The organism is Virgibacillus sp. LDC1, assembly GCF_025792345.1.
GTDB lineage: Bacteria > Bacillota > Bacilli > Paenibacillales > Paenibacillaceae > Paenibacillus_AQ > Paenibacillus_AQ lautus.
Genome location: NZ_JAOXLZ010000001.1, coordinates 718,584 through 742,354, shown reverse-complemented (window position 1 = coordinate 742,354; position 23,771 = coordinate 718,584). Strand labels below are relative to the sequence as shown.

General features: G+C 50.1%; 28 protein-coding genes. 2 read left to right on the top strand and 26 right to left on the bottom strand.

The features are described 5' to 3' along the window. Positions 1–21 precede the first annotated feature (21 nt). From OHJ21_RS03530 to OHJ21_RS03495, 8 genes are read right to left on the bottom strand one after another with little or no spacing between them, the layout of a single operon-like run. Positions 22–1,011 carry a biotin--[acetyl-CoA-carboxylase] ligase gene (locus OHJ21_RS03530; protein WP_100536342.1) on the bottom strand — a complete coding sequence of 330 codons (990 nt, stop codon included), beginning with the start codon at positions 1,009–1,011 and terminating at the stop codon, positions 22–24. Beyond that, positions 998–2,296 (bottom strand): CCA tRNA nucleotidyltransferase, encoded by a 1,299-nt coding sequence (locus OHJ21_RS03525; protein ID WP_486019301.1) that lies wholly within the window; start codon positions 2,294–2,296, stop codon positions 998–1,000. Before OHJ21_RS03525 ends, OHJ21_RS03530 begins: the two co-directional genes overlap by 14 nt. Positions 2,297–2,339: 43 nt before the next feature. Continuing rightward, positions 2,340–3,503 (bottom strand): N-acetyl-alpha-D-glucosaminyl L-malate synthase BshA, encoded by a 1,164-nt coding sequence (bshA, locus tag OHJ21_RS03520; RefSeq protein ID WP_100536340.1) that lies wholly within the window; start codon positions 3,501–3,503, stop codon positions 2,340–2,342. Between the two features lie 31 nt (positions 3,504–3,534). Then, the gene (gene bshB1, locus OHJ21_RS03515; RefSeq protein ID WP_100536339.1) at positions 3,535–4,242 is read right to left on the bottom strand and encodes a bacillithiol biosynthesis deacetylase BshB1; all 708 of its coding nucleotides are present in this window, start codon (positions 4,240–4,242) and stop codon (positions 3,535–3,537) included. Next, the gene (mgsA, locus tag OHJ21_RS03510) at positions 4,242–4,661 is read right to left on the bottom strand and encodes a methylglyoxal synthase (RefSeq protein ID WP_071218384.1); all 420 of its coding nucleotides are present in this window, start codon (positions 4,659–4,661) and stop codon (positions 4,242–4,244) included. Before mgsA ends, bshB1 begins: the two co-directional genes overlap by 1 nt. Before the next feature lie 18 nt (positions 4,662–4,679). After that, complete coding sequence (gene dapB, locus OHJ21_RS03505) at positions 4,680–5,483, bottom strand: 4-hydroxy-tetrahydrodipicolinate reductase (protein WP_100536338.1); 804 nt, start codon at positions 5,481–5,483, stop codon at positions 4,680–4,682. Positions 5,484–5,501: 18 nt separating this feature from the next. Continuing rightward, positions 5,502–6,041 (bottom strand): tetratricopeptide repeat protein, encoded by a 540-nt coding sequence (locus OHJ21_RS03500; protein ID WP_100536337.1) that lies wholly within the window; start codon positions 6,039–6,041, stop codon positions 5,502–5,504. 48 nt (positions 6,042–6,089) lie between these two features. Continuing rightward, entirely contained in the window at positions 6,090–6,419 is a 330-nt protein-coding gene (locus OHJ21_RS03495; protein WP_071218387.1) for a nucleotide pyrophosphohydrolase, read from the bottom strand. 227 nt (positions 6,420–6,646) lie between these two features. Between OHJ21_RS03495 and OHJ21_RS03490 the strand changes: the two genes are divergently transcribed. After that, entirely contained in the window at positions 6,647–7,516 is an 870-nt protein-coding gene (locus tag OHJ21_RS03490; RefSeq protein ID WP_100536336.1) for a YitT family protein, read from the top strand. Positions 7,517–7,561: 45 nt separating this feature from the next. Here the strand turns inward: OHJ21_RS03490 and OHJ21_RS03485 are convergent, their stop codons facing one another. From OHJ21_RS03485 to OHJ21_RS03450, 8 genes are all read right to left on the bottom strand, one after another. Continuing rightward, positions 7,562–8,419 (bottom strand): sporulation protein YpjB, encoded by an 858-nt coding sequence (locus OHJ21_RS03485; protein WP_100536335.1) that lies wholly within the window; start codon positions 8,417–8,419, stop codon positions 7,562–7,564. A 66-nt stretch (positions 8,420–8,485) separates the two neighbouring features. Further along, positions 8,486–9,118 (bottom strand): DUF1405 domain-containing protein, encoded by a 633-nt coding sequence (locus OHJ21_RS03480; protein ID WP_326117891.1) that lies wholly within the window; start codon positions 9,116–9,118, stop codon positions 8,486–8,488. 140 nt (positions 9,119–9,258) lie between these two features. Next, on the bottom strand, positions 9,259–10,146 hold the full coding sequence (locus OHJ21_RS03475) for a menaquinol-cytochrome c reductase cytochrome b/c subunit (RefSeq protein ID WP_127594131.1): 888 nt from the start codon (positions 10,144–10,146) through the stop codon (positions 9,259–9,261). A 21-nt stretch (positions 10,147–10,167) separates the two neighbouring features. Then, positions 10,168–10,839: a menaquinol-cytochrome c reductase cytochrome b subunit gene (qcrB, locus tag OHJ21_RS03470; protein ID WP_006209500.1), complete on the bottom strand. Its 672-nt coding sequence runs from the start codon at positions 10,837–10,839 to the stop codon at positions 10,168–10,170. A 15-nt stretch (positions 10,840–10,854) separates the two neighbouring features. Then, the gene (locus OHJ21_RS03465) at positions 10,855–11,400 is read right to left on the bottom strand and encodes a Rieske (2Fe-2S) protein (RefSeq protein ID WP_015734548.1); all 546 of its coding nucleotides are present in this window, start codon (positions 11,398–11,400) and stop codon (positions 10,855–10,857) included. A 181-nt stretch (positions 11,401–11,581) separates the two neighbouring features. After that, positions 11,582–12,007 (bottom strand): DUF2487 family protein, encoded by a 426-nt coding sequence (locus OHJ21_RS03460; RefSeq protein ID WP_486019300.1) that lies wholly within the window; start codon positions 12,005–12,007, stop codon positions 11,582–11,584. 103 nt (positions 12,008–12,110) lie between these two features. After that, positions 12,111–12,290, bottom strand: coding sequence for an IDEAL domain-containing protein (locus OHJ21_RS03455; protein WP_006209497.1), 180 nt, complete (start codon positions 12,288–12,290; stop codon positions 12,111–12,113). A 108-nt stretch (positions 12,291–12,398) separates the two neighbouring features. Then, entirely contained in the window at positions 12,399–13,550 is a 1,152-nt protein-coding gene (locus tag OHJ21_RS03450) for a hypothetical protein (protein ID WP_326117889.1), read from the bottom strand. A gap of 364 nt (positions 13,551–13,914) precedes the next feature. On the opposite strand from OHJ21_RS03450, the gene OHJ21_RS03445 reads away from it, so the two are divergent. Next, positions 13,915–14,673 (top strand): methyltransferase domain-containing protein, encoded by a 759-nt coding sequence (locus OHJ21_RS03445; RefSeq protein WP_486019299.1) that lies wholly within the window; start codon positions 13,915–13,917, stop codon positions 14,671–14,673. Positions 14,674–14,742: 69 nt separating this feature from the next. On the opposite strand, the gene OHJ21_RS03440 is transcribed toward OHJ21_RS03445, so the two are convergent. From OHJ21_RS03440 to trpD, 10 genes are all read right to left on the bottom strand, one after another. After that, entirely contained in the window at positions 14,743–15,330 is a 588-nt protein-coding gene (locus tag OHJ21_RS03440) for a histidine phosphatase family protein (RefSeq protein ID WP_100536329.1), read from the bottom strand. A 28-nt stretch (positions 15,331–15,358) separates the two neighbouring features. Further along, positions 15,359–15,961, bottom strand: a complete 603-nt coding sequence (locus tag OHJ21_RS03435; RefSeq protein ID WP_100536328.1) for an anti-sigma factor family protein — start codon at positions 15,959–15,961, stop codon at positions 15,359–15,361. Then, the gene (locus OHJ21_RS03430; RefSeq protein ID WP_015734542.1) at positions 15,958–16,551 is read right to left on the bottom strand and encodes an RNA polymerase sigma factor; all 594 of its coding nucleotides are present in this window, start codon (positions 16,549–16,551) and stop codon (positions 15,958–15,960) included. The genes OHJ21_RS03435 and OHJ21_RS03430 overlap by 4 nt, the downstream gene beginning before the upstream one ends. Before the next feature lie 410 nt (positions 16,552–16,961). Then, positions 16,962–18,050, bottom strand: a complete 1,089-nt coding sequence (locus tag OHJ21_RS03425) for a prephenate dehydrogenase (RefSeq protein ID WP_326097558.1) — start codon at positions 18,048–18,050, stop codon at positions 16,962–16,964. A gap of 53 nt (positions 18,051–18,103) precedes the next feature. Beyond that, positions 18,104–19,201 carry a histidinol-phosphate transaminase gene (gene hisC / locus OHJ21_RS03420; protein ID WP_100536326.1) on the bottom strand — a complete coding sequence of 366 codons (1,098 nt, stop codon included), beginning with the start codon at positions 19,199–19,201 and terminating at the stop codon, positions 18,104–18,106. 40 nt (positions 19,202–19,241) lie between these two features. Then, positions 19,242–20,048 carry a tryptophan synthase subunit alpha gene (gene trpA, locus OHJ21_RS03415; protein WP_100536325.1) on the bottom strand — a complete coding sequence of 269 codons (807 nt, stop codon included), beginning with the start codon at positions 20,046–20,048 and terminating at the stop codon, positions 19,242–19,244. After that, positions 20,045–21,241, bottom strand: a complete 1,197-nt coding sequence (gene trpB / locus OHJ21_RS03410) for a tryptophan synthase subunit beta (RefSeq protein ID WP_100536324.1) — start codon at positions 21,239–21,241, stop codon at positions 20,045–20,047. Before trpB ends, trpA begins: the two co-directional genes overlap by 4 nt. Then, positions 21,238–21,912: a phosphoribosylanthranilate isomerase gene (locus OHJ21_RS03405; RefSeq protein ID WP_100536323.1), complete on the bottom strand. Its 675-nt coding sequence runs from the start codon at positions 21,910–21,912 to the stop codon at positions 21,238–21,240. The genes trpB and OHJ21_RS03405 overlap by 4 nt, the downstream gene beginning before the upstream one ends. Positions 21,913–21,924: 12 nt before the next feature. After that, the gene (gene trpC, locus OHJ21_RS03400) at positions 21,925–22,734 is read right to left on the bottom strand and encodes an indole-3-glycerol phosphate synthase TrpC (RefSeq protein WP_100536322.1); all 810 of its coding nucleotides are present in this window, start codon (positions 22,732–22,734) and stop codon (positions 21,925–21,927) included. Further along, on the bottom strand, positions 22,724–23,764 hold the full coding sequence (gene trpD / locus OHJ21_RS03395; protein ID WP_100536321.1) for an anthranilate phosphoribosyltransferase: 1,041 nt from the start codon (positions 23,762–23,764) through the stop codon (positions 22,724–22,726). Before trpD ends, trpC begins: the two co-directional genes overlap by 11 nt. Between the last annotated feature and the right edge of the window lie 7 nt (positions 23,765–23,771).

Genomic DNA, 23,771 nt, shown 5'->3' with positions numbered 1-23,771 from the left:
CACGATTTCACCATGTTTCATTTACCTGGTATTAAAAAGAATATCACCGGAATATACGGGGATCAGCTCATCATCTTGGTTGCGAACCAGCAGCGCACCATCTCGGTTGAGTCCTGTGGCAATCCCGCTAAAACGGTCACGGGCCGTCTGAACTTGAACTTCCCTGCCCACCGTGCCGGATAAAGCTTCCCAGAGAGAGGCTATAGGTTCGAAGCCCTGCTCGTTGTACAATTCATATAAAACCTCCATCTCCGCCATGATGGCTTGGATCAGCTCTGTCCGGTTGACGGTTGCTCCGCCAGCCATGCGAATCGAAGTCGCAACGCTGCGCAGTTCCTCCGGAAAATCGGACTCTTTCAGATTGGCGCTGATTCCGATACCGGCAATGCAGTAGCGCACCCTTTCGTCTTCTGTTGCAGACTCCAGCAGGATGCCGCAAACCTTTTTGCCCTGAAAGAGAATGTCGTTTGGCCATTTGATATCGGTCTGCACACCGGCGCACTTCGTGATGGCACGGCATACCGCTACGCCTGTCAACAAGGTGAGCTGTTGGGTTAAATGCAGCGGTTGCTTCGGTCTGAGCACCAGGCTCATCCATATGCCTTTGCCTCTGGGAGAGTGGAATTTCCTTCCCATTCTCCCGCGTCCGCCCGTCTGCTCTTCCGAGATCACAAGCGTGCCCTCCGCTGCCCCTTCTTCCGCCAATTGCCGGGCATCTTCCTGAGTTGACGTCGTTTTGTCCAGCAGCTTCAGCGGTTTACCGAAGGTTTGACTGGTCATCCCCGCTGTCAGTTGTTCCACGCTCAGTTTGTCCGGTTCATCCATCATGCGGTAGCCAAGCCGCGGAACGGCCTCGAAATCATAACCCAAATGACGGAGTTTATTGATCTGCTTCCATACGGCCGTCCGGCTGATGGACAATTTACGGCTGATCTCTTCTCCGGACAAAAATTGGCCGGAATGCTCCTGGAACATTTTCAGAAGTGCATTGTCTTGATCATAATCCTTCATTATGAATTACCACCCGCTTTGCTTCTTCAATCAACGATTCCTTATCGTTGTTAATTAAACCTGCCGCCGCTTTCTCCAGCAATTGCCCGAGAAGTTCTCCAAGCCATGGTCCCCCCCGCTTGTCCAGCGACTCCAGCAGTTCGTTTCCGGTGATGGCCAAATCCTTCAAACTCCGAATTCGGAGCTCCCGGAGCCAACCGTCAAGCTGTTCGATTAAACGTAGTGCGGCAGAGGCCGCCCCCGTTTGATTCAACGCCGTCTGCAGTTGCAACCAGCCTTGAGCTGCCTCGGCTCCGTGGACAAGGACCAGCTTAATCCATTTGTGCCTGACGTTCTCGGTATCTTCCTCTTCCTGCTCTTGCAGATAGGACTCATGAAGCGCGAGCAGTTTAACGATGGCTTCCCGCTGCTTATTAGAGAATGTCCACGATCGCAGCAGCCCCTCTGCTTCCTGGGCTGAAATGCCGCAGGCAAGCAGCAGCAGCGTCCAGCGGATCGTAGAATGCTCCGGCTCGATCCCACTCATGGCTTCTATCGCCTTCGTGTCATGTCCGGTATACGGAAACGGCGCTTTCATTCGGGCGTGCAAGCCGCTGCGGACAAACATCTCCAACCCGCGCAACGGGGCCGGTCCAGTCAAAATCTTTTCAAATTCACTGCGGATGCGCTCCATTGCAATCCAGCTTAAGGTGTCTCTCTCCGAGAGAATCCCCCTCCATGTATGCTGCGCGATGGAGAAACCGAACACGGAGGCGAAACGGATGCAGCGAACCATGCGCAGGGCGTCTTCACGGAAACGGAGACGCGCATCGCCTACGCAGCGGATCACCCGCCTATCAATATCCGCTCGTCCGCCAAACGGATCCACCCAGGATCCATCAATCCCTCGGGCCATCGCATTCATCGTAAAATCGCGCCGTCTCAAATCTTCCTTCACTTCTCGGACGAAAGCAACTTCCGTTGGATGACGGTGATCCGCATAACCGCTCTCCACGCGATACGTCGTCACTTCGAAAGACTGGCCTTCCATCAGCACCGTCACGGTCCCATGCTTGATTCCTGTAGGAATGACCTTGGGGAAGACGGAACAGGTGACTTCCGGCAAGGCGGAGGTGGTAATATCCATATCACTGACCCTGCGTCCCATGTATTCATCACGGACACAGCCTCCGACCCAATACGCTTCATGTCCATGCCGAAGCAGAGTCCGGATCACGTCCGCACTCCGCTCAGCCATATCGGGATCCGCATTGCGCCATCGTATTGAATTAAACATATCTGCCATAGTTCCCCGTTCCTTTATCCGAAAAACAACGAGAGGGTCGAGCTTAGCCGCAGACCGGCTTCAGCTCGCTAACCTCCCGTCCCAATACTCGGTAATATATTTCTTCGTACTTGCCCCGTATCAATTCATTGCAGAACATCGTCTTGGAACGATGCAGGCAAGCCTTGCGCAGCCGCTCACTAAGGGCTTCGTCCTTTAATATTTCAAGCACATGCTGAGCCATCGAGTAGGTGTCTCCGATTGGAGCCAAATATCCGGTTTCGCCATGTGTAATCAATTCGGGAATCCCGCCTGCCGTGGAGCCGACAGTAGGCACTCCGCAGGCCATCGCTTCCAGAGCAACCAGGCCAAAGCTTTCCTTTTCGGAAGGAAGCAGCAGTACATCCGCCATCGAAATCACGTGCGCAATTTCATCTTGTTTGCCTAGGAAATGTACCTTGCTGCCGAGTCCCAGCTCATTGATCCGGCACTGGATTTTCGGAAGCTCAGGCCCTTCCCCGACAAGCAGCAGTTTCGCCGGTACCTGTTCCTGAACCTGAGCGAATATTTCCAACACGTCAGCTACCCGTTTTACCGGACGGAAGTTGGAAATATGCATCAAAATCTTTTCATTCGGTTCTGCATAATCTTTACGCAGCGATTCCGAATCCCGTGGATAGTACACCCGTGGATCCACAAAATTGTAGGTAAGGTCAATATCCCGGCTTATATCCAGCAGCTCCCGCGTTTCTCGGATGAGATCCTGAGAAACAGCCGTAACGGCATCACTTTCATTAATGGCGAGCCGAATCAAATCCTTCAGCGATTCATCCTGCGCAAGTACTGTGATATCGGTTCCGTGCAGCGTCGTGACGACCTTCAGCTGATCTCCGACCATCTGCTTCGCTAAGAAGGCACACACCGCGTGTGGCACCGCATAGTGCACATGCAGCACGTCAAGCTGCTGCATTTTGGCTACCTGAGCCATCTTTGTCGCTAGCGACAGATCATATGGCGGGTATCGAAACACATAGTAGTCGTTCACTTCAACTTCATGGTAAAAAATATTTTTATGGAACGTCCCTAACCGGAACGGAATGCTGTGAGCAATAAAATGAACCTGGTGACCTTGCTCGGCCAGGAGTTTTCCCAGCTCTGTCGCCACCACGCCCGACCCGCCCAATGAAGGGTAACAGGTAATGCCGATTTTTAATGGTTGTTGATTCATGTCAGGCCTCCTTTACGTACGCCTCTATATATTATGCCTGCTTGGAGCCGAATAGATGAACAACATACGGACTTTTACAAGCGAAGCCTTCTGCATAAGGAATAAGCCTGCGCGCTCCAAGCAGTGAATCCCTGGCCCGCACACGCTCTATGTACCCCTCTGTCAACGGGGTAGAGACTGCATCTTCTTCAGCCTTCTGGAACTGGGAACGGTAACTAGACAGGGCCTGCTCCTTGACGCCGTAATGATCCGTAACGTCAACGACGAGGTCCGTTCTTCCGATATCATTAATGAAATAAAAATAAAGCTCGTCCACCTTAACCGGCGGCTGCTCAGGCATGTAACGACGAAGTTTGGCATTAAATACAGCTTCCTCAACCAAACGGCTGCAAGCCACATGGTCCGGATGGCGATCCTCCCAGTAAGGGGCAAACACAATCGAGGGAGAAAACTTGCGAATCTCGGCCGTGACCCGTTCAATGTTCTCTGGCGTCGCAAATAAACCGCGGTCCGGCAGTCCCAGATTCGTACGGACCTTGAGATCCAAAATCCGGGCAGCTTGCTCCGCCTCCTGCTTGCGAATGTCGACGGTACCGTTAGACGACATCTCGGCCTGCGTCAGATCGCAGATCCCGACCGACAGTCCAGCTGCCGTATGCTTCGCAATCGTTCCTGCCATTCCGATCTCGGCATCGTCTGCGTGTGCTCCGAAGATTAAAATATCCAGTTGGCTGTTCATTAGCTATCCACACCCGGTTTGTATTTATGAACGAGTTCCCGCCATGCAAAATCGCCACGGTCCAGCGCTTTAACTAGAATCTCGGCTGTTGCCACATTGGTAGCAAGCGGAATTCCCTGCACGTCGCATAAACGAAGGAGTGCATTAATGTCCGGTTCATGAGGCTGCGCCATCAAAGGATCCCGTAAAAAAATGATCAGATCCATCTCATTGTCCGCAACGAGTGCACCAATCTGCTGATCGCCGCCAAGCGGTCCTGAAGCAAAACGGTGAATGCTGAGCTTGGTTTGCTCCATAATACGGGTCCCCGTCGTTCCCGTTGAGTAAAGATTATGATCTTCGAATACATTTTCATATGCGATAACGAAATTGACCATTTCCTCTTTTTTACGATCATGAGCGATAAATGCAATATTCATAGTAATTTCTCCCCTATGTTAGTCAATAAAATGATCAAATCCATAGACCAGTCCGGTGTAACCCATTACCTTCTCTATAGCCATCTTCACACCCGGCATATAAGCTGCACGCTCATAAGAATCATGTCGGATCTTCAAGCTTTGTCCGTAACCGCCAAATATGACCTCCTGCTGGGCAAAGACGCCCGGCAGACGAACGCTGTGAATACGGAAGCCGTTATAATACCCGCCTCTGGCGCCCTCAATGACCTCTTCTTCCTTCGGATTGCCTTGGCGGATCTCCTCGCGATTTGCAGCAATCATTTCCGCTGTTTTGATCGATGTTCCGGATGGCGCATCAAGCTTCTGGTCGCCATGGGTTTCAATGATTTCAACATGAGGCAAATATTTGGCAGCCGAAGCGGCAAACTTCATCATCAGGATCGCTCCGATGGAAAAGTTCGGTGCAATCAAACCACCGATATTCTGCTCCGTACACTGCTTGTCCAACTCTTCGATTTGCTCTGGCGTGAAGCCGGTTGTGCCCATGATCGGACGCACGCCGTGCTTAATGGCCAGAGCCGTGTTGCTATAGGCAAATTGCGGTGCTGTAAAATCAACCATGACATCCGGTTGCGTTTCGACGAGCGCCATCTCCAGATCGGAAGTCACCGTAACGCCGCAGGCAGGAAGACCCACAAGCGTTCCTGCATCAGCACCTGCATCCGATCGGCCGACAGCGGCAACCAGTTCCAGCTCCTCATCGCCCAAAACAAGCTTCACTACTTCTTTACCCATACGGCCGCCGGCACCGACGACCGCAACTGTCCATTTGTTTGCCATTTTTACATGTCCTCACTTTCAATCCGATGCTGTATCCTGCATATATGATTTCAAGCGCTGTTTGAGTTCCTCCATAATATGCTGAAGCCCACTCTCCTGCGGGTACAATGAGATGACCTCTTTTAGAGTGGAAATGGCACGCGCATGCTCATCGAGTTCGCTATAGACCAGAGCAAGCCATACGTAGGCTTGAGCGTATAAAGGGTCCATCGCTACGGCTAATTTCAGATGAGACACGGCCTGATAGAGCTCCGACTTGGTCACATCCTTGCGATTTTCCACCATTTTTCTGGCACGCTGCACCAGTTCCGCCGCCTTGATATGCTGTAAGTGAAGCGCATATTCCGGTTTGTCAGGCTGCAGCCTGACGGCCTCTTCCGCGTGAGTAATCGCCATCTCCAGTTTGTTGCTTCTGCCGTAGGTAATGGAGCATCGGTAATGCACTTCGGCATCTCCCGGATTCGCAATGATCGCTTGCTCAAACCAACGTAAGGCCTCTTCGAAATCATTTTGAAGGATGCATCGATATGCTTTTTGTATATAACTTTCAGGTTTCACGGGCTGTCCCTCCCACAGCGGGTTTGGTACAGCATATGTAGCAGCAGCCTAATCGGTGTTTATTTTCGTCCAACGATCGGCATCACGCGTCGCAAATTTATGCATGACTTTAGCGTGTGCTTCCGCGAGATCGATGCCAAGAGAATTGGCAAAACAAATCGTAATGAACAATATATCTCCAAGTTCCATTTCGATGGAATTGTCTGCTTCATCCGCTTTTTTCGGCTTCTCACCGAACTGATGATTAACCTCTCTGGCGAGTTCGCCCACCTCTTCCGACATCCGGGCCATCATGGATAAAGGACTGAAATAACCTTCCTTGAATTGTGATATGTATTGATCGACTTCCTGCTGCATTTCAGCCATTGATTTTCCCAAGACTCTAAAACTCCCTTCACTGCACAGTCTGCCTCAACTTGTAACCTCCAAGCCGAAAAGCAGCATTCTCTCATGACGAGCGATTGGTTTTAAACCTATGTTATCGTAAAGCGGATTTGAAAACAAATAATTTTTTATGGCTGGAACATGATCAGCACATACTAGGTAGGTGTGCAAGCAACCCAGACATACGGGTAATATCCACAATCGGGAATGCGAGGGGTCTTATGAAAACGTCCAAGTTGCTCCATCAGCTTCAAACGATCATTCCGATCATCGCCGGCTCCGCTATTTACGCATTCGGCCTGCTGTATTTCATCATTCCGAATGAACTCATGGAGGGGGGCGTCACCGGCATTACCGTACTGCTGAACTATGCCTTTAACATATCGCCGTCCATCTCAACCATGGCGCTTAATATCCCGCTATTCTTGGTCGGCATGAAAATCCTCGGTAAACGCCAATCGATTTACACAGGTCTTGGCATCGCCTCATTAACCCTGTTTCTGTGGCTGTTCGAAGCTTTGATCGACCGCGGCTATGTTGTGCCGTTTCAGACCGAACAGGATTATATTCTTGCTGCGCTCTACGCAGGTGTCACATTGGGGGCTGGACTCGGTATCGTGTTCCGGTTTGGCGGGACAACGGGCGGTTCAGACATCATTGCCAGAATCATCAACCGGAAATTCGGCTTCAGCATGGGCCAGATCATTCTATCGCTAGATATCTTGATTATCGGGCTTTCCTTATTCTTTATCCCGCTCGAGCGGATATTGTATACCCTCGTGGCCGTATTCATCGCTTCCAAGGTCATCGATTTCATACAGGAAGGGGCCTATGCGGCCAAAGCCTTCACCATCATCAGTGATCAGGCCCCAGATATCGCCCATCGCATATCAACCGAGATGGAGCGCGGGGTTACGCTTATCCCCGCCATCGGCGCCTACTCCAAGCAAGCCAAGCATATGGTATACTGCGTCGTATCGAGGCAGGAAATTCGCCGCCTAACGGGAATCGCCAAATCGTTGGACCCTCGGGCATTTATTATCATTAATGATGTCAATGATGTGCATGGCGAAGGATTTAAAGAGGAATAGCCCGGTTCGCACCGGGCCTCAATCGGAACAGCTATGGATTCCCGCCTACATTTTTCGAGGGAACATTGGTTTTGCGCTATTCAACTGGCCCCGGTATTTGCGGTATCCCGCAAACGTTAATGCCGCCAAAATGAAAGCACCGATGACCAGCTGCCACGTCCATGGTTCCTTGACCTCTCCCAGCGGAGCGAGGGCTGGCTCATCCTTCTTTTTGCCAAACAACGTGTTGATCATTTCCTCGCCCTGAGGAACCACTTTTTGCACCTCTGCCGTGTCTCCGGATGACACCAGACCCCCGGCATAGGATATCCAGGATTCCATCATGTTAACATCCTCAGGCTTTCGCTGTATGACAACGGAAGGACGGATGAGTTCATAATGTCCACTCAGGCTGTCATACGCTCGTCTCATGCCAGCCTGATCCTGCTGGACGGCATACTCCCCCATGACTCTCAGATCTTCACGTATGACCTTATAATATTGCAGCCATAACGCATCTCTGGCATGGATCAGGCTATCGGTTGCCATTCGGAGTTTACCTGCGGACACCATCCAGTGCTGCGGGTCCTGTGTGGCCCTTGCCGTGGCTTCCTTCATTTCCAGAATGCTCTCAGCCAACGCATGAATACCTTCTACTCCGGTCAATCCCTGAAATGACGAAGCCTCAAATAACCCGGATACCCGGCGAATATCCTCCAGCACGGCTTGTACATTGCCTTCTTCCACATGGCGGTATAACCGCTCCACTTCCTTGTTCAGCGCCTTGGCCTGTATGGACGCGGCGGGCGAAGTCTCTGACTGTCCGTTTGCCGGGGTAGCCCGCACAGGATCACCCATGCTGACGGTAACCAGCATAAGCAGTGCAGACAGGCACAGCAGGAGCTTCGGAAAGGTTCGAAACATGGGACATCCCTCCTACCGTATATGTATGGCAGAAGGGATGCTCATAGAACCGCGTTGCCTACACAGCTAACGTTGTTTGGATTTCCCATACTTCATGAAAATCCAACCGGCGAAACCGCTGAAGAGAGTCAAAAGATACGTGAACAGCTCGACCGCTGATAGGTCGTCATATAACTGACCCGGCAGCCAAGGAAATACACCGTACGTATAATCGACGGTATCATTCAGCAGTGTCCAAGCAATGGCCCCCGTGAGCGCTGTCCAGCGATAATGAAACAATCGTACGAACAATAACGCTTCCACCGCCATCGCCGTATGGGAAGCGACGAGCATCCAATCCTGCCATGCCAGCACATCCCCTTGGGCTTGTCCGGCAAATATGATGGCCACAGCCCATATCCCATACTTCACCGATGTAACAACCGCCAGCGCCTCAATAAATTGCTGAAACAAGGAGCCCCCAAGCCCCCGAGGCGGGTAAAGGAGCAGCAGCAGTGCCAAACTGAAGAATAAACTGGCCGTCGGGCTGTCCGGTACGAATATGACCTGCCATATCAAGCCATGATCCACCGTATCGACCATTTGACCACCGTACCATATGTATCCATAGATCGTTCCAAGGATGTTGCATATGAGCAGCAACCAGAGAATCGATCGCTTGCTTAGAAATTCCCGGCTCCAAACATACGAAATCGACAAACTCCGTCCTCCTGTCCTGTTCCTTATATTCTTAATTTCACGACTAATGCCGATTATACCTAAACCGCGTATATATTTCATCTGTGTACAAACATTTAAAAAGAACCTGACCGCAATGCGGTCAGGTTCTTCTATGCTTCTTACTCTGCAGCTGCTTCTGCCTTTTGGCTTGCGAGCCAATCAGCCAACTGGTCGAGTTGTTCTTCGGTTACTCCAGCCGCAAGCGCCGTGTCTTTCATAGCCGGCATGCCGCCTTGGCCATTTTCAATAATAGCCACGATCTCTTCTTTCGTGTGGGTATCCCCGACACCACGAAGCGACGGTCCGGATGCCCCTTTCAAATCTGCAGCATGACAAGAGATACAGGTAGCTGTCTTAAAGGTTTCCATCGCCGGATTATCCTTATCCACGATCGCTACAACACTGTCTTCAGCCTGCTTGCCACTAGTCGTTGGTAGACCAGCTGCATGCTTCTCTTCCGCCTCTTCTTCACGCTGAATATGCTCCGGTTTCTGTCCAGTGGCTTCCAGCTCATGCACATAGTGCGTCCATGCTGCATTCGTCAGATAGATGACTGCAAATAACGACAGAATCATAAGGGCCGAAGTAATAGGCCGCTTGTAGAATCGCCGCTCTTTCCCCGTATCAAGGAAAGGAACAAGGAGCAATGCGCCGAAGGCAACGCCCGAAACACCAATCGTACCAAGGACTACATAATCACCGGAAGCGTACGGAAGCTTCAGGTATTCATACAGGAACAGGAAGTACCAGTCCGGCATCGGGATTACTGAAGCTCCCGGATCCGCCGGATAACCGAGCGGAGCCGGCTCCGAGATGGTCAGCACAAGAAAACCGACCAGTACAACTACACCAACCATCCATTCCTTCAACAAGAAGTTAGGAATGAACGCTTCTGATTTGCCGGGATAAGCGGTGTAATCCGGCGGCGTAACCCAACCGCTGCCTTTTTTCACACGCGAATCGCCGACATAAACTACTTTCTCATCAGATTTATGACCATGTGCCATAAATATGCGCCTCCCTTCTTCTTATAGTGGACCGGAAATACCTTGTCTGCGGATCATGATAAAGTGTCCTACCAATAGAGCAAGAAGGACAGCCGGAAGGAAGAATACGTGAATAGCGAAGAAACGCGTTAACGTTTCGGCACCTACGATCGTACCGCCTTGCAGCAGTTCTTTAATGATAGGTCCAAGCCAAGGTACGGAGTTCGCAATCTCCAATGTAACTTTTGTAGCGAAGTAAGCTTTGTTATCCCATGGCAGCAGGTAACCTGTTAAACCAAGACCGAGCATAACAAAGAAAATGAGCATACCAACAACCCAGTTCATTTCACGCGGCGCTTTGTACGAGCCGGTGAAGAACACGCGCATCGTATGCAAGAACATCATCACGATTACCAAGCTTGCGCCCCAGTGATGCATGCCGCGGACAATCTGTCCGAAGGCAACCTGTGTTTGCAGGTACTCAACACTGTTGTAAGCGTTTATGATATCCGGTACATAATACATCGTCAGGAACATCCCCGACAGAATCTGGATGACTGTGATAAAAAACGTCAAGCCGCCGAAACAGTACACAAACGCGGAGAAATGATGCGCCGGGTTTACGTGTTCCGGTACCTCGTGATCTGCAACGTCTCTCCAAATCGGCGTGATATCGAGACGTTCATCAATCCAGTTGTAGACATTCTTCAACATCTGAATCTACGCCTCCTATTTAACTACGGTATTTGGCACGATGGCGCCGAGGTAAATCCAGCCGTTCTCGATTTTCGTCTCGTACTGGTCAAGCGGCTTCGGCGCAACTGCCAGGTTCTTCCCATCCGGTGTATAACGCGCACCGTGGCAAGGACAGTGGTATTCATCAGGGAAATTTTTGTTGTTATTCCATCCAACAAGGCATCCCAAATGTTTACAGATCGGTGAAAGCGCTACTATTTCACCCTGATCGTTCTTACGAATCCACGCCGTCAAAGTAGCTGTACTGTTGTACCAGCCGTCCTGCTGTTTGAGCTCGAAATGGAATTCCTGTGGATCGTTGGTAATTTTGCTCTCTTCCGCGACCTTTACAAAAGACCCTTCTTCTTTATTTTGAAGAATCGGATCAACGGCAAAGCGAAGCATTGGCAAAACTACTCCAGCAGCCATATAAGCTGTGGCACCGCCCAACGTGTATGTAAGAAATTGTCTGCGGGACATCTCTTTCTGTCGGGGTGGATTGTGCGATTCTTCATGCTCGTCATTGTGGTTGCTGCTCATTCTGTGTTCAACCCCCTTTGTCAACCGTTCTTAAGTGTCATCAATGATTAAAATCACACGACTTACTAGGACATACTAATAATATCTTAGGCACCCAAGACCGTCAAGAATTTGAACCCCAAATTTGGGTTCGCTTCCAATAGCCCTTTCATAAATTGTTGGTTTTTTGTCACATTTGAACTCAGCTTTCCTGCTGCCACATTTCACTGATTTGACCGGAAACGATAGCTGACAGGGGGATACCCTCATGGCCTTCCAACCTGCACCGGGACAGTACAAGCGTGCTTTCAGGCACATCCTCTTTACAGAGCTCAACATCCGCTGTCATGATAACAACAAATGTAAACCCGATGGATTTGACATTGTGACAAACCTCATTTAGAAGCTTTATATCTTCAGTATTTCCATATTGTACAGCAGGATATGTAACCAATCTTCCCTTAAACGGAATTTCTGCCAAATCCATAAAATCCCGCAGCCGTTCAAGCGCAGCTGTAGCCTCCCATGGCGTTTCCAACCCCGATAATCCGGTAAACGGAATCAGGCAGGTATCAAAAAAAGGTTTAAGTTCCGGCCAAGTCTGCTCGTCTACTTCACTAAATTTCATGCAAGGTACATCCTTTCTGCTCACTCATCATCATTTTGTTATCATTATACGAGTGGAAGAGCGGATAAAGCAAAAAAAAGAAGAAATGCGATAAAGCATTTCTTCAATTCAAAGTCCTCAGTTCATCCGTCAGGTTTCGGAAAGCCACTTCGTCGCCGGAAGCCAGCGCTTCGTCAATTTCTTTATACAGCTCTTCACTCCGATGCTTGCGCAATGCTTCGTCCCACACCATTTCGGCCGCCAGACCTAACATAACCTCGTAAGTAACCTTCATCTTATCCATTAGGATGCACCTCCAAACTAAATTTGCGTATACCTTATATTCTTTCCCTTTAAATGCTTTACTTCCAAAAATTTTTACGGCTGCTGCAAATGTAACCAAACAACCATGCTAGAGAATCAAATCGTTTGAATCGCTGATATGTATGCCGGCTTCCGCGGCCTTTAAGCCAAGAGCGGTCATTTTGTACGAAATTCCCATACTCTGACTCTCTCCTATTCTGAGCATCCCCAAATGCATCAGCATGCGGATAATCCGCTGCTCCAAAATGTTTTGCGGACTGTCATAATAGAAAGGACGGATTAGCCAGCCCAGCGATTCGTAAAGAGAGGCTGCGGTGACCCAATCTCTTGCGCATTGACTGATCCAGTATACAAGAGATGTGATATTGGGAATTGCGCCTTTATAAAGTCTTAACCAAAAGCGGAATATCTGTATCACGCTAACTTGATTTCCTTCCTCCATAAGTGCAGTTCCGCTTTCGGTCAGGATCAACCGGGCATTGTTTTCCCTGATCCATTTTTTAGCGTAAGCATAATCGTACAGCAGCGCAAACCGATCGGGATATTCAATGCAGGAGCGGCCATACCCGAACCGCCATGCTCCCTTGGTAATGAGCGGTTCCGTAATATGCAGCGTACTCATGAGCTGTTGCTGATTTCGCCTATACATAAATCCTTCCTGATTCAACTCGATATCATGTCTGCCGACATATTTAAGAATCAGCATGAGATCTTCTGCGGCTAGTCCCTGCTCATCCCGGTACACTTCCGGGTCATCACTCAATCGCTGCAGATTTTGATGAAGCCGTTCACGCAGCACGTCACGAAACCGCTCCTTCAAATCCGAAGGCACTTGAAACAAATACTTGGTGGAATGGGTAAAGCCGTTAAACAACCAGCCGCTTCGACGATAACGTGCGACCGCCTCACGCGGACTTTCCGGTTTGGCAGCGGCAGCTTTCTTGTTTGAAGAAGCTTGATCATCTTTCTCCTCCACTTCCGCCGCATGACGGATCGCAGCCGTCAATTCTTCCAGGCTGTAGCCTGTTCGAGTGTCAAATGCCAGGTTGTTCAGAAAACGCAAATCGCTTGGGGACAAGCTGCTGACCTGCTCCTCGAAAAACTCTCTGCGTCCGAGCTTGGACAGGATGCTCTGGATCAGTTCATGCTTTGAATTCCGCTTAGCATCACAATCATAGTGATTCGCTATATTGCTAAGCTGTCCAATATCGGCATATGTGAGCATATCCGCTAGATTCATCTTCCATCGCCTCGCCGTTTTACAACCATTATGGGAAGGTTTTGGACATTTGATACCTGATACACTTCGGTTTAACGAAATATTTTTTTATTTATTTGTATATAGAAATGACTATGCTCTCTTATTTAATGATAGAATACTTACTGATTATTGCAGAGAATTCGCTTATGATGTATTACATTTAAATAAAATGATAAACCGATTATATGAAGGTAATTATTCAATCACTACAGGAGGAGCAAAATCATGAAAACTCCAGAACATGAGATATAACTAGGTGCAAATCGAATCCGGGGGCCTCCCTTAAGAGCTTTTCAAAAAATGAAAGAACCTTTCATTATCAGAAGCTTGGAGGTTATGAGAAATGATAAAAGATGCAGAATTTATGGCCTTTATTCAAGATGCGGATCAACATTTTTCAGGATGGGACTTTTCGCGCATTACAGCTTCAGGACGCATGCAGTCCCATGCTCTACCCTGGTCTTTAGGCAGCATGGTGATTCCGTTCATGCGAGACGCCACAACGATGCTGGACATGGGGACAGGCGGAGGAGAGTTCTTATCCTCCCTCCATCCACTTCCGAAAACGGTCTATGCAACCGAAGGGTATAAGCCAAACGTACCGATTGCACAGCAAAGACTTGAGCCGCTTGGCGCAAAGGTCGTCTATTTTGAAGAGGATGCCTCGCTGCCTTTGAAGGATCATTTTTTTGATCTGATCATCAATCAGCATGAGTCTTATTCCGTAGCGGAAATCCAAAGAATTCTAAACGATCATGGCGTGTTCGTAACCCAGCAAGCCGGGGGAACCGACTGTTATGGAATCAACGAATGGTTTGGCGTTCCGTTAAATGAAGAGTTCGCTCATTGGGATCTGAAAACCGCTGTCCAAGAACTGCAGGATCACCGCTTCAACGTCACCTTCAGCCGGGAGGACTTTTCACCGCAGCGGTTTTATGACATCGGTGCGCTGGTCTATTACCTAAAAGCGATCCCCTGGCAGATTCCGGATTTTACGGTTGAACGCTACGTCGAACCCTTATATCAGATTCATCAGGTTATCCGGACTAAGGGCTACTTCGAGGTGCAGCAGCATCGGTTTATTTTAATAGCAGAAGCGTAAAACTCATCTTAGAAACAAATAAGAGCCTTCCCGCGGGAAGGCTCTTACTTCTATTCATGAAGCTCCATGTTACGACTGTTTTGTCAACAGATGTTTGGTACAGTTAAACAGCAGGGGCGACCAGTCATCGTCTTTTCTCTCCAGGACCGTAAGCGACAGATTGCCGATCCGCTCGCTCAGAACGCCGCGGCACACCAGCCTGTATAGCTGCGCTAAAAATCCACCGTGGCTGACAACCAAAATATTGGCATCCGGGTGTTTATGCCACATATCATCCAGAAAGACAAGCCCTCTGGATTGGAGCTCCAGATCCGTCTCCTGTCCCAAATCCAACAGATGCCAATCAGCACCGAACCGGGATTCACGCTCCTCCGCTGTCAAACCTTCCACCTGACCGTACTTGCGCTCGCGCAAACGGTTATCCGGTGGCATTAATGGAATGTTCAGCATGGACGAGATGATCTTAGCTGTTTCCTCAGCACGGGAGAGTCCGCTGCTAACCGCAAAGTCCCATCGGTAAGGCTCCTGCAGAAGTCTATCCCCAAGCAAACGCGCTTGACGACGACCTTCCTCATTCAGTGGAATGTCCGTTTGGCCTTGGATTTTGCCTAACGCATTCCAATCCGTTAATCCATGACGAACCAAGCCGATTTGCATGCCGCATCTCCTCCATCCTAACCATTTTTCATCTTCTGACCCGATTTAATCTCTTCAGGAAAAACATGGCGAATCCAATGCCCAACAGGGATAGTATCATCCAATATTCTGGCTGGGTCGGGCTCATATCAACCACAAAAGGATCAATAATGCCGCTGTTCGTTTTCGGAATGTTGTAATCGTCCTGAGAGTTCAGGGTTTGGGCCGTGTCAGCCACCCCCGTAGGGATGATCCCTGTCGTTACCGCTTCCGGAACCGGCTCCGGCTGGTTGCCGGTCGCTGCAAAATAAACGAAGCTGCAAACAAATAGAGCCAAAAAACCGGCAATCATGAAAGTCAGCCGCTTGCGGAACACTCGGCTTACCGCCCGGCTCTTAGATGTTTCCTCCACCAGCCATGGGAAATCGCGATAGATGCGGTCCATCACGTTGCGGTTGATCTGTTCAGCGTCCATGTCGGGGATCTCATGTTCCAGAACATGAACCATGTTCTGGCTTTCCACCCACATTTCGTACTCCGCTGCACACGAGCTGCAGGTTTGAACATGTGCGATCAGCCGTTGTCGCTGCAGATCATTGTCCGGCAAATCCCAGACCGTTTCCATCAGCTCTTGGGCTTCATCGCAAGTCATCTATTCTTCATCCCTCTCAGATCCTCAAAAACCGGCTCATAAAAATAGGGTTCGAGCTGAATTTTGACACTGCCGCGAGCTCTGAACAACAATGACTTAACCGAACTGACGCTTTGACCTAAAATATCTGCGATTTCCTGATAATCCAGTTGATCATACTCCCGAAGAATCAGCGCCGATCTCTGTTTCTCCGGTAAATTATTAATTGCTTCCCTTACCATATGTACTCGTTCACTGCGTAGTATCGCCTGTTCAGGAGCAACCTCCAGTGGAGCCACAGGCACGACCCCGCTCTCCTCCAGCGGCAATGTGCCGCTCCGATGCTTGCGCAGTTCGCTGAGCACGGTGTTGCGGGCAATGGTATAGAGCCAAGTCGAGAAGGATGCATCCACTTCCCGGAATGAGTGCAAACTCCGGAACGCCTTATAAAATGTTTCCGAACATAAATCTTCAGCCATAAGCTCCATGTGCGAACTTTTTAACATATGATAGACAAACGCTAATATTTTTCTCTGATAACGCCGCATTAATTCGGAATAAAGTTCGGTATTGCCTTGCTTAATTTCTTGGATTAGTTGGGAATCCGTCATATGATTTTTCGTTCCTCCTTCACCATCCGGTGCCTCTTCCCTGTCCTTTACATCTCCGCGGATGCAATGATCATGGATTTGTGCAAAAGTACCGTCAAACCATATATAGTTACGCCTCAAGATGTCTGACTATTCTATGTATTTGGCAATTTCCCCAAATCTTCTACACTAGCACTCTAGCATTATAGCACATATTGGAGAAAAGTTCAGGTTTGTGGCAGCAGGTTTGCCACGGATAGGAAAAAAGACAAAAAAAATCCGCCTTCAACATTGAAGGCGGTTGCACACAGTGCAATATTTTGGATAGGAGTGGAGAGAAACCATACTGTACTTTTATTATATGTATACGTTTTCATTTTGTCAACACTGAAAACGCATTTATTTCCGGTTGTTTAAAAACAACCGGAAAATTACTGGTACACCGAGTGTCCTTGCGACAACAATAGCTCTTTAGCCCGCTCCTGCTCGATTTCATTGCGGAAGGAAAGGCGCATCACGCCCGGCACATCTTCCCGACTCTCGATAATCTGCATGTTGCTAAGGTTGATGCTATTCGTCCCTAAATCCGTCGCTATGCGGCCGATGATACCCGGATGGTCAGGCACGTCCAGATACAGATCGTATTGGGATACAATCATCCCCTTCCGTCGCTCTGGGAGCACGCTGCGGAATTCCCCCGCTCTGCGGAAGGCCTCTTCAATAGCCGCCCCGTCCTTCGACTCCAGCATATCCATGAAACGCTGGATGCCTTCGTTCCAGTCTCGTAACAGCGGCAGCATGACATTTCGATTATTTAATAGAATGTCCCGCCAAACGACCGGGTCGCTGGAAGCAATACGGGTAATATCCCGAAAACCTCCTGCAGCCAGCGTACGGTACAATGGATTATCGTCATTGTAGGAGCTGATCTGGTTCACCAAAGCCACGGCGATCACATGAGGCAGATGACTGATGGCTCCAACAATTTCATCGTGCAGTCTTGGATCAACCTTGACAATATGTGCACGCGTATACGACAGAAGCTCTACAAGTACGTCCAGCTTCTCCTGTGGGACTTCATCCGGTGGAGTAAGCACATAATATGCATTCTCGAATAATACGGTGGAAGCAGCGCCTACGCCGGATCTTTCCGAGCCGGCCATCGGATGACCTCCGATAAAATAGGCATCCTTAAGCGCAAGCCGGGATGCGCATTCGGCAATACTCGCTTTGGTACTGCCTACATCCGTAATAATGCACCCGGGTTTAAGCTGCATTTCACTCAGACGTTTTATGTACATCTCCAGACTTCCTACCGGAACACACAAAAATATGATGTCCGCGTCCTGGGCAGCTTCTTCTACCGAAAGCGTAACTTTATCGACAACACCCTTGGCGATGACCTGGTCCGCATATTCTTGCGTGTGGGCATAACCGGTAACGGTTATGCCTGGTTTTCCTTTGAAATTTAAAGCTAACGAACCGCCGATCAAGCCGACGCCGAATATAGAAATTTGCATGGTCATGTTCTCTCTCACTCGTTTCAAGCTGCGATTATTGTTATGTCATTAGATTAGGCTGGTGCATTCACTTCTTGCAGCACTTGTTCCAATGCGCCGATGAAAGCCTTGTTCTGTTCTTCAGAGCCAACGGTTACGCGAATGTAGTTCGGGTATACTTCAAATCCAGGACGTACGATAATGCCTTTGCTTAGCAGGGACTTGAACACTTCGGTGCCCGGCTTTTTCACATCCACCATGATGAAGTTCCCGTTCGCAGGAAAATAGGATAACCCAAGACGATCAAACTCTCGCTGGACATAAGTGATTCCCTCGGCATTCAATTGACGGCATTTAGCTACGAACTCCTGATCTTTCAGAGCTGCCTTCGCCGCTACCTGGGCCAGACGTCCTGTATTAAACGGCTCACGCACTCGGTTAATTAAGGAGATAACCTCAGTCTGCCCCATGCCGTAGCCGATGCGAAGTGCAGCCAGGCCGTATATTTTGGAGAAGGTACGCAGGATGACCAGATTCGGATAACGCTCCATTAATTGGATGCTGGCCGGATACGAAGCGTCCGTAACATACTCATAATAAGCTTCATCGAGAACAACCATCACGTGAGCAGGAACTTCATCCAGGAAAGATACCAGCTCGCTTTCAGAAACGATGGTTCCGGTCGGATTATTCGGATTGCACACCCAAATGATTTTGGTTTTGTCCGTAACGGCTTTTGCCATGCCCGGCAGATCATGCTTCCCGTTAACCAGAGGTACCTCAATGCTTGTTGCACCTTCAATATCTGCATTCGTTTTATAAACCGAGAAGGTCTGATCGGCCATAATGGTTTCGTCTCCCGGCTCCAGGAACGCCCGAATAATGAGAGCGATGATTTCATCGGATCCGCATCCAAAAATAATCTGATTGCGTTCAATGCCAAGCTGGTCAGCAAGCTCCGCCGTTAAATCGGCTGCACTACCATCCGGATACAGGCTGAGCGCTCCCAGTTCAGCGGTAATCGCTTCGGTTGCGCGCGGCGAGCAGCCATACGGATTCTCGTTGGAGGCCAGTTTAATGACAACATCCAGGCCTAATTCTTTTTTGACTTCTTCGATTGGCTTCCCGGGTTGATATACAGGAAGATTAACAATTTGCGCTTTCGGTTTCATTTGTTATTCGCCTCACCTTTCATAACTGCTTAACACAACACTATCCTTTTAATTGTGCCACAAACTCTCTGATTTGCAAAAGTCCCTGCCGTCTTGTCTCTTCCTTCTCAAGCAGAGGAATGGTTGATTCGATCTGACGCACAATAGCACTGCCAACAACGACGCCGTCGCAGATTTTCGAGAATCTGGCAACTTGTTCGCCCGACGAAATACCAAAGCCAATCGCGATTGGCACGTTACTGTACTGCTTCACCGTTTCAAGGAATGATTCCACTCCCGTATAAAAATCGGTGCGCTCGCCTGTCACGCCAAGCGAGGATACGCAATATACAAAGCCGGTCGCTTCCGAAGCGATGCTCGCAATCCGTTCATGGGAAGTAGGTGCCACCAGCGGAATTAGGTGAACGTCCGCGGCATGAGCCCGTTTCCGAACCTCTTCGGATTCTTCCACCGGCAGATCCGGAATGATCAGTCCGCTGATATCATGCCTTACCACTTCTTCGAAGAAGACATCCAGTCCGGTCTGCAGAACCGGATTGTAATAGGTGAACAGAATGAACGGCAGCTTGCTGCCCCGTTCTCTCGCCAAGTGTGCGGTCTCCATGCAAGTGCGAATGGTCACCTTGCTCTTCAGGGCGCGCTCGGAAGCACGCTGAATGACCGGGCCATCGGCGAGTGGGTCAGAATAAGGAACGCCGAGTTCGATCATATCGGCCCCTGCAATTTCAAGCTCATCAATAATATCCAGCGTCGACTTTACGTCCGGATCCCCAACGGTCAAATAAGGAATCAGGGCCGTCTTGTTTTGCTGTTTCAACGACGCAAAGGTCTGGTCGATTCGGTTCATTCGGTTTTCCCTCCCGTGTAAGCCATGATGGACTCCACGTCCTTGTCACCGCGACCGGACAAATTAATGACGACAATATCGTCTTCGGTCCACGCGGACGCCATTTTTACTGCTTGCGCTACGGCATGCGCGGATTCCAGCGCGGGTATAATGCCTTCCGTGCGGCAAAGCAGCTGCAAGGCATTCAATGCCTCTTGGTCGGTTATAGGCACATACTGCACACGCTCAATATCTTTTAAGTAGGAATGCTCAGGCCCAACGCCGGGATAATCAAGGCCGGCAGAAATGGAATGCGCCTCCTGAACCTGTCCATACTCATCCTGAAGCAAATAACTCATCGATCCCTGAAATACGCCCTGGGTCCCCTTGGACATGGTAGCCGCATGAAAATCGGTATCTACCCCTTTGCCGGCTGCTTCGACACCGATCAAACCGACTTCCTTATCTTCCAGAAACGGGTAGAACATGCCGATCGCATTGCTTCCTCCCCCGATTGGTGCAAGAATCACGTTTGGAAGTCTTCCTTCCGTCTCCAGAATCTGTTTGCGGGTCTCGTCACCGATGATCCGCTGAAAGTTCCGCACCATCATCGGATACGGATGCGGACCTACTGCGGATCCAAGCACGTAGAAGGTATCCTCTACGTTGCTGACCCAGTAACGAAGCGCCTCGTTGCCGGCATCTTTAAGCGTTCGGCTTCCCGACGTCACCGGAATCACTTCGGCACCGAGCATTTTCATGCGGAATACATTCAACTGCTGCCGTTTGGTGTCCTCTTCGCCCATGAACACCTTGCATTCGAGACCGAGCAGAGCGGCTACGGTTGCAGTGGCAACGCCATGCTGCCCGGCACCCGTTTCGGCAATGACCTTGCCTTTGCCCATGCGCTTGGCTAACACGCCTTGAGCAATGGCGTTGTTGATTTTGTGTGCGCCTGTATGATTCAAATCCTCACGCTTCAGATAAATTTTCGCCTTGCCGAGGTGATTGCTGAGTCGTTCGGCATAATATAACGGCGTTTCCCGTCCGGAATACTGTTTAAGCAAATAAGCAATCTCCTCTTTGAAGGCAGGATCCTCCGAAAAGCGGTTATACTCTTGTTCAAGCTCTATTAAAGCGTTCATGAGTGTTTCCGGTACGAACCGGCCACCAAACACTCCGAAACGTCCATTACGGTCAGGAAGTTGTGTCATTTCCCCTTCACCCTTTCTACGAATGCAATCACTTTGTTTATATCCTTTACGCCAGGTTCGCTCTCAACGCCGCTGGATACATCCACGCCGTACGGAGCGTACTGACCTATTAAATGCGATACATTATCCGAATCCAATCCGCCGGCTACAAACAAGGGGATCCCTTGCTTTTTCGCCCACTTCTGGTAAGGCGGAATGAGCTCCCAGGCAAATGTCTTGCCAGACCCTCCGCCATACACCGGATCGTACGTGTCGATCAGCAATCCGTCGATGGCGCCCGCATACGCATCCAATGCTGACAGACGTTCCGCTTCCGGACGGTCACTCTCGATCGATACCGCCTTAAAAACGGAAACCGGGAAGCGCTCCTTCACTTCCCGGCAAAATTGCGGCGATTCCTGACCATGCAGCTGCACGACGTCAAGCGCTGCTTCTCGTAGAAGCTCTTCCAGCTCATTCACATCAGGGTTAACCAAGACGCCGACAGCGGCGGGAATCTTGTCATGATCCCATTCCCGCAATACTTGCATCAGCTGCGAAGCCTGCTGCGGCGTTACCTTACGCCGACTCTTGGCCAATACGAATCCGATATAATCCACAGGTAAGTTTATCATAGATTTTAGCACTTCAACGCTTTGAAGTCCACATATTTTTAGCGTCGTACTCATCATCCAATATCCCCTTTATTCGATGTCTGCAGCGATCGGCAAGGGTCCCATCAGATCGTTTACCGCGCGGAACACGTCCTGCTGGCGCATGAAATGCTCCCCTACCAGAACACCATGTGCCCCAACATAATGCAAGTAGGAAATATCGGCGGGGCCTGATATTCCGCTCTCGCTGATCAACGTAACTCCCTCCGGGACTTGTGCCGCGATATCGGCCGTTGTCTGCAGCGAGGTTTCAAATGTCCGCAGATTGCGGTTGTTAATCCCGATAAGCTGCGCCGTTCCCAGCCCAAGAACCGATTCCAGCTCTTGCCCATCATGGACCTCAATCAGGCAATCCAAGCCAATGGAACCAGCGATGTCTATAAAATTCGCGATCCGCTGCGGATCCAGTATGCTCGCTATCAAGAGAACCGCGTCCGCACCTAACAGGCGCGCTTCGTAAATCTGAGTCTCGTCAATAATAAAATCCTTGCGCAGCAAAGGAATGTTGACGGCTGCCCTTACCGCCTTCAAATACTCTCCGCTACCCTGAAAATAGTCCATGTCGGTCAGCACGGATAGGCAATCGGCATCGGCTGCCTCATAAGCTTTGGCGATCATAACCGGGTCAAAGTCCGGACGAATTAACCCTTTGGACGGCGAAGCCTTCTTCACCTCGGCGATTAATCCCATGCTGCGTTTACGCCCCGTGGACAACGCCTTCTCAAAACCGAGAGTCGGCGGTAAATCCGCTATTTGCCTCTCCGCCTCCGAGATGCTGAATGTATCTCGCAGCTGAGCAACCTCTCTGCGCTTCGTTTCTACTATTCGATCAAGATACATAACTCATTTCCCCCGTTCTTGAGATCAGCTGCTCCAGCTTGGACTGAGCCAGCCCTGAATCGATGGCTCCCGCTGCGCGCTGCACACCTTCGGCCAAACTATCCGCAAGCCCGGACACATAGATGCAGGCACCGGCATTGGCAAGCACGATATCCCGATAAGCACTGCGCTCACCACGCAGCACCGATCCGATGATGGCCGCGTTCTCTTTTGCATCGCCACCCAGAATATCGCTCATCGGATGAACCGACAGTCCCAGATCATGCGGATGAATATCATACGTTCGGACTTCTCCGCCGCGGAGCTCGGATACTCGAGTAGGCGCAGAGATGCTGATTTCATCCAAACCGTCATGGCTGGTTACCACCATGGCCCGCTTCAAGCCAAGCTCTTTGAGCACCTGCGCGATGGTTTCCGTTTTGTTCATATCGTAGATCCCGAGCATCTGCCGATCTGCCCCCGCCGGGTTTGTCAAAGGCCCCAGCATGTTAAATACGGTTCGAACCCCGAGCTCTTTGCGAGGAGCAGCCGCATATTTCATCGATGGATGATAGATTTGGGCAAATAGGAAACAGATGCCGATATCGTTCAGACAGGCTGTCGCTTGCTCTGCCGTCAAGTGAATATTGACGCCCAGAGCCTCCAGCACATCGGCACTGCCCGCCCGTCCCGATGCCGAGCGGTTGCCGTGTTTGGCCACTCTGACCGAAACCGAGGAGGAGATAATGGCGGATACGGTAGAAATGTTAAATTTATGAATGCCGGATCCACCGGTGCCGCATGTATCCAGCAGCTGGTTTCGCTCGGTAACGACGCGCCCGCCCGCACCACGCATCGCCTCGGCAAAGCCGGTGATCTCTTCGACCGTCTCCCCCTTCATTCTCAAGGCCGTAAGCAGCGCCCCGATTTGAGAATGGGTTGCCTGGCCTTCCATAATGGACTGCATGACCCCGCGCGCTTCCTCCCGGCTCAGATCTTGACCTTGAATCAGCTTCGTAAGGCTGGATTGCATCGTTTCCATGACGTTCATTACGTTC

Excerpts from the sequence above, each read along its gene's own strand:
- OHJ21_RS03530 (WP_100536342.1), bottom strand. The coding sequence starts at position 1,011 with ATGAAGGATTATGATCAAGACAATGCACTTCTGAAAATGTTCCAGGAG.
- OHJ21_RS03525 (WP_486019301.1), bottom strand. The coding sequence starts at position 2,296 with ATGGCAGATATGTTTAATTCAATACGATGGCGCAATGCGGATCCCGAT.
- bshA (WP_100536340.1), bottom strand. The coding sequence starts at position 3,503 with ATGAATCAACAACCATTAAAAATCGGCATTACCTGTTACCCTTCATTG.
- bshB1 (WP_100536339.1), bottom strand. The coding sequence starts at position 4,242 with ATGAACAGCCAACTGGATATTTTAATCTTCGGAGCACACGCAGACGAT.
- mgsA (WP_071218384.1), bottom strand. The coding sequence starts at position 4,661 with ATGAATATTGCATTTATCGCTCATGATCGTAAAAAAGAGGAAATGGTC.
- dapB (WP_100536338.1), bottom strand. The coding sequence starts at position 5,483 with ATGGCAAACAAATGGACAGTTGCGGTCGTCGGTGCCGGCGGCCGTATG.
- OHJ21_RS03490 (WP_100536336.1), top strand. The coding sequence starts at position 6,647 with ATGAAAACGTCCAAGTTGCTCCATCAGCTTCAAACGATCATTCCGATC.
- OHJ21_RS03485 (WP_100536335.1), bottom strand. The coding sequence starts at position 8,419 with ATGTTTCGAACCTTTCCGAAGCTCCTGCTGTGCCTGTCTGCACTGCTT.
- OHJ21_RS03475 (WP_127594131.1), bottom strand. The coding sequence starts at position 10,146 with ATGGCACATGGTCATAAATCTGATGAGAAAGTAGTTTATGTCGGCGAT.
- qcrB (WP_006209500.1), bottom strand. The coding sequence starts at position 10,839 with ATGTTGAAGAATGTCTACAACTGGATTGATGAACGTCTCGATATCACG.
- OHJ21_RS03465 (WP_015734548.1), bottom strand. The coding sequence starts at position 11,400 with ATGAGCAGCAACCACAATGACGAGCATGAAGAATCGCACAATCCACCC.
- OHJ21_RS03460 (WP_486019300.1), bottom strand. The coding sequence starts at position 12,007 with ATGAAATTTAGTGAAGTAGACGAGCAGACTTGGCCGGAACTTAAACCT.
- OHJ21_RS03455 (WP_006209497.1), bottom strand. The coding sequence starts at position 12,290 with ATGGATAAGATGAAGGTTACTTACGAGGTTATGTTAGGTCTGGCGGCC.
- OHJ21_RS03450 (WP_326117889.1), bottom strand. The coding sequence starts at position 13,550 with ATGAATCTAGCGGATATGCTCACATATGCCGATATTGGACAGCTTAGC.
- OHJ21_RS03445 (WP_486019299.1), top strand. The coding sequence starts at position 13,915 with ATGATAAAAGATGCAGAATTTATGGCCTTTATTCAAGATGCGGATCAA.
- OHJ21_RS03440 (WP_100536329.1), bottom strand. The coding sequence starts at position 15,330 with ATGCAAATCGGCTTGGTTCGTCATGGATTAACGGATTGGAATGCGTTA.
- OHJ21_RS03435 (WP_100536328.1), bottom strand. The coding sequence starts at position 15,961 with ATGACTTGCGATGAAGCCCAAGAGCTGATGGAAACGGTCTGGGATTTG.
- OHJ21_RS03430 (WP_015734542.1), bottom strand. The coding sequence starts at position 16,551 with ATGACGGATTCCCAACTAATCCAAGAAATTAAGCAAGGCAATACCGAA.
- OHJ21_RS03425 (WP_326097558.1), bottom strand. The coding sequence starts at position 18,050 with ATGCAAATTTCTATATTCGGCGTCGGCTTGATCGGCGGTTCGTTAGCT.
- hisC (WP_100536326.1), bottom strand. The coding sequence starts at position 19,201 with ATGAAACCGAAAGCGCAAATTGTTAATCTTCCTGTATATCAACCCGGG.
- trpA (WP_100536325.1), bottom strand. The coding sequence starts at position 20,048 with ATGAACCGAATCGACCAGACCTTTGCGTCGTTGAAACAGCAAAACAAG.
- trpB (WP_100536324.1), bottom strand. The coding sequence starts at position 21,241 with ATGACACAACTTCCTGACCGTAATGGACGTTTCGGAGTGTTTGGTGGC.
- OHJ21_RS03405 (WP_100536323.1), bottom strand. The coding sequence starts at position 21,912 with ATGATGAGTACGACGCTAAAAATATGTGGACTTCAAAGCGTTGAAGTG.
- trpC (WP_100536322.1), bottom strand. The coding sequence starts at position 22,734 with ATGTATCTTGATCGAATAGTAGAAACGAAGCGCAGAGAGGTTGCTCAG.
- trpD (WP_100536321.1), bottom strand. The coding sequence starts at position 23,764 with ATGAACGTCATGGAAACGATGCAATCCAGCCTTACGAAGCTGATTCAA.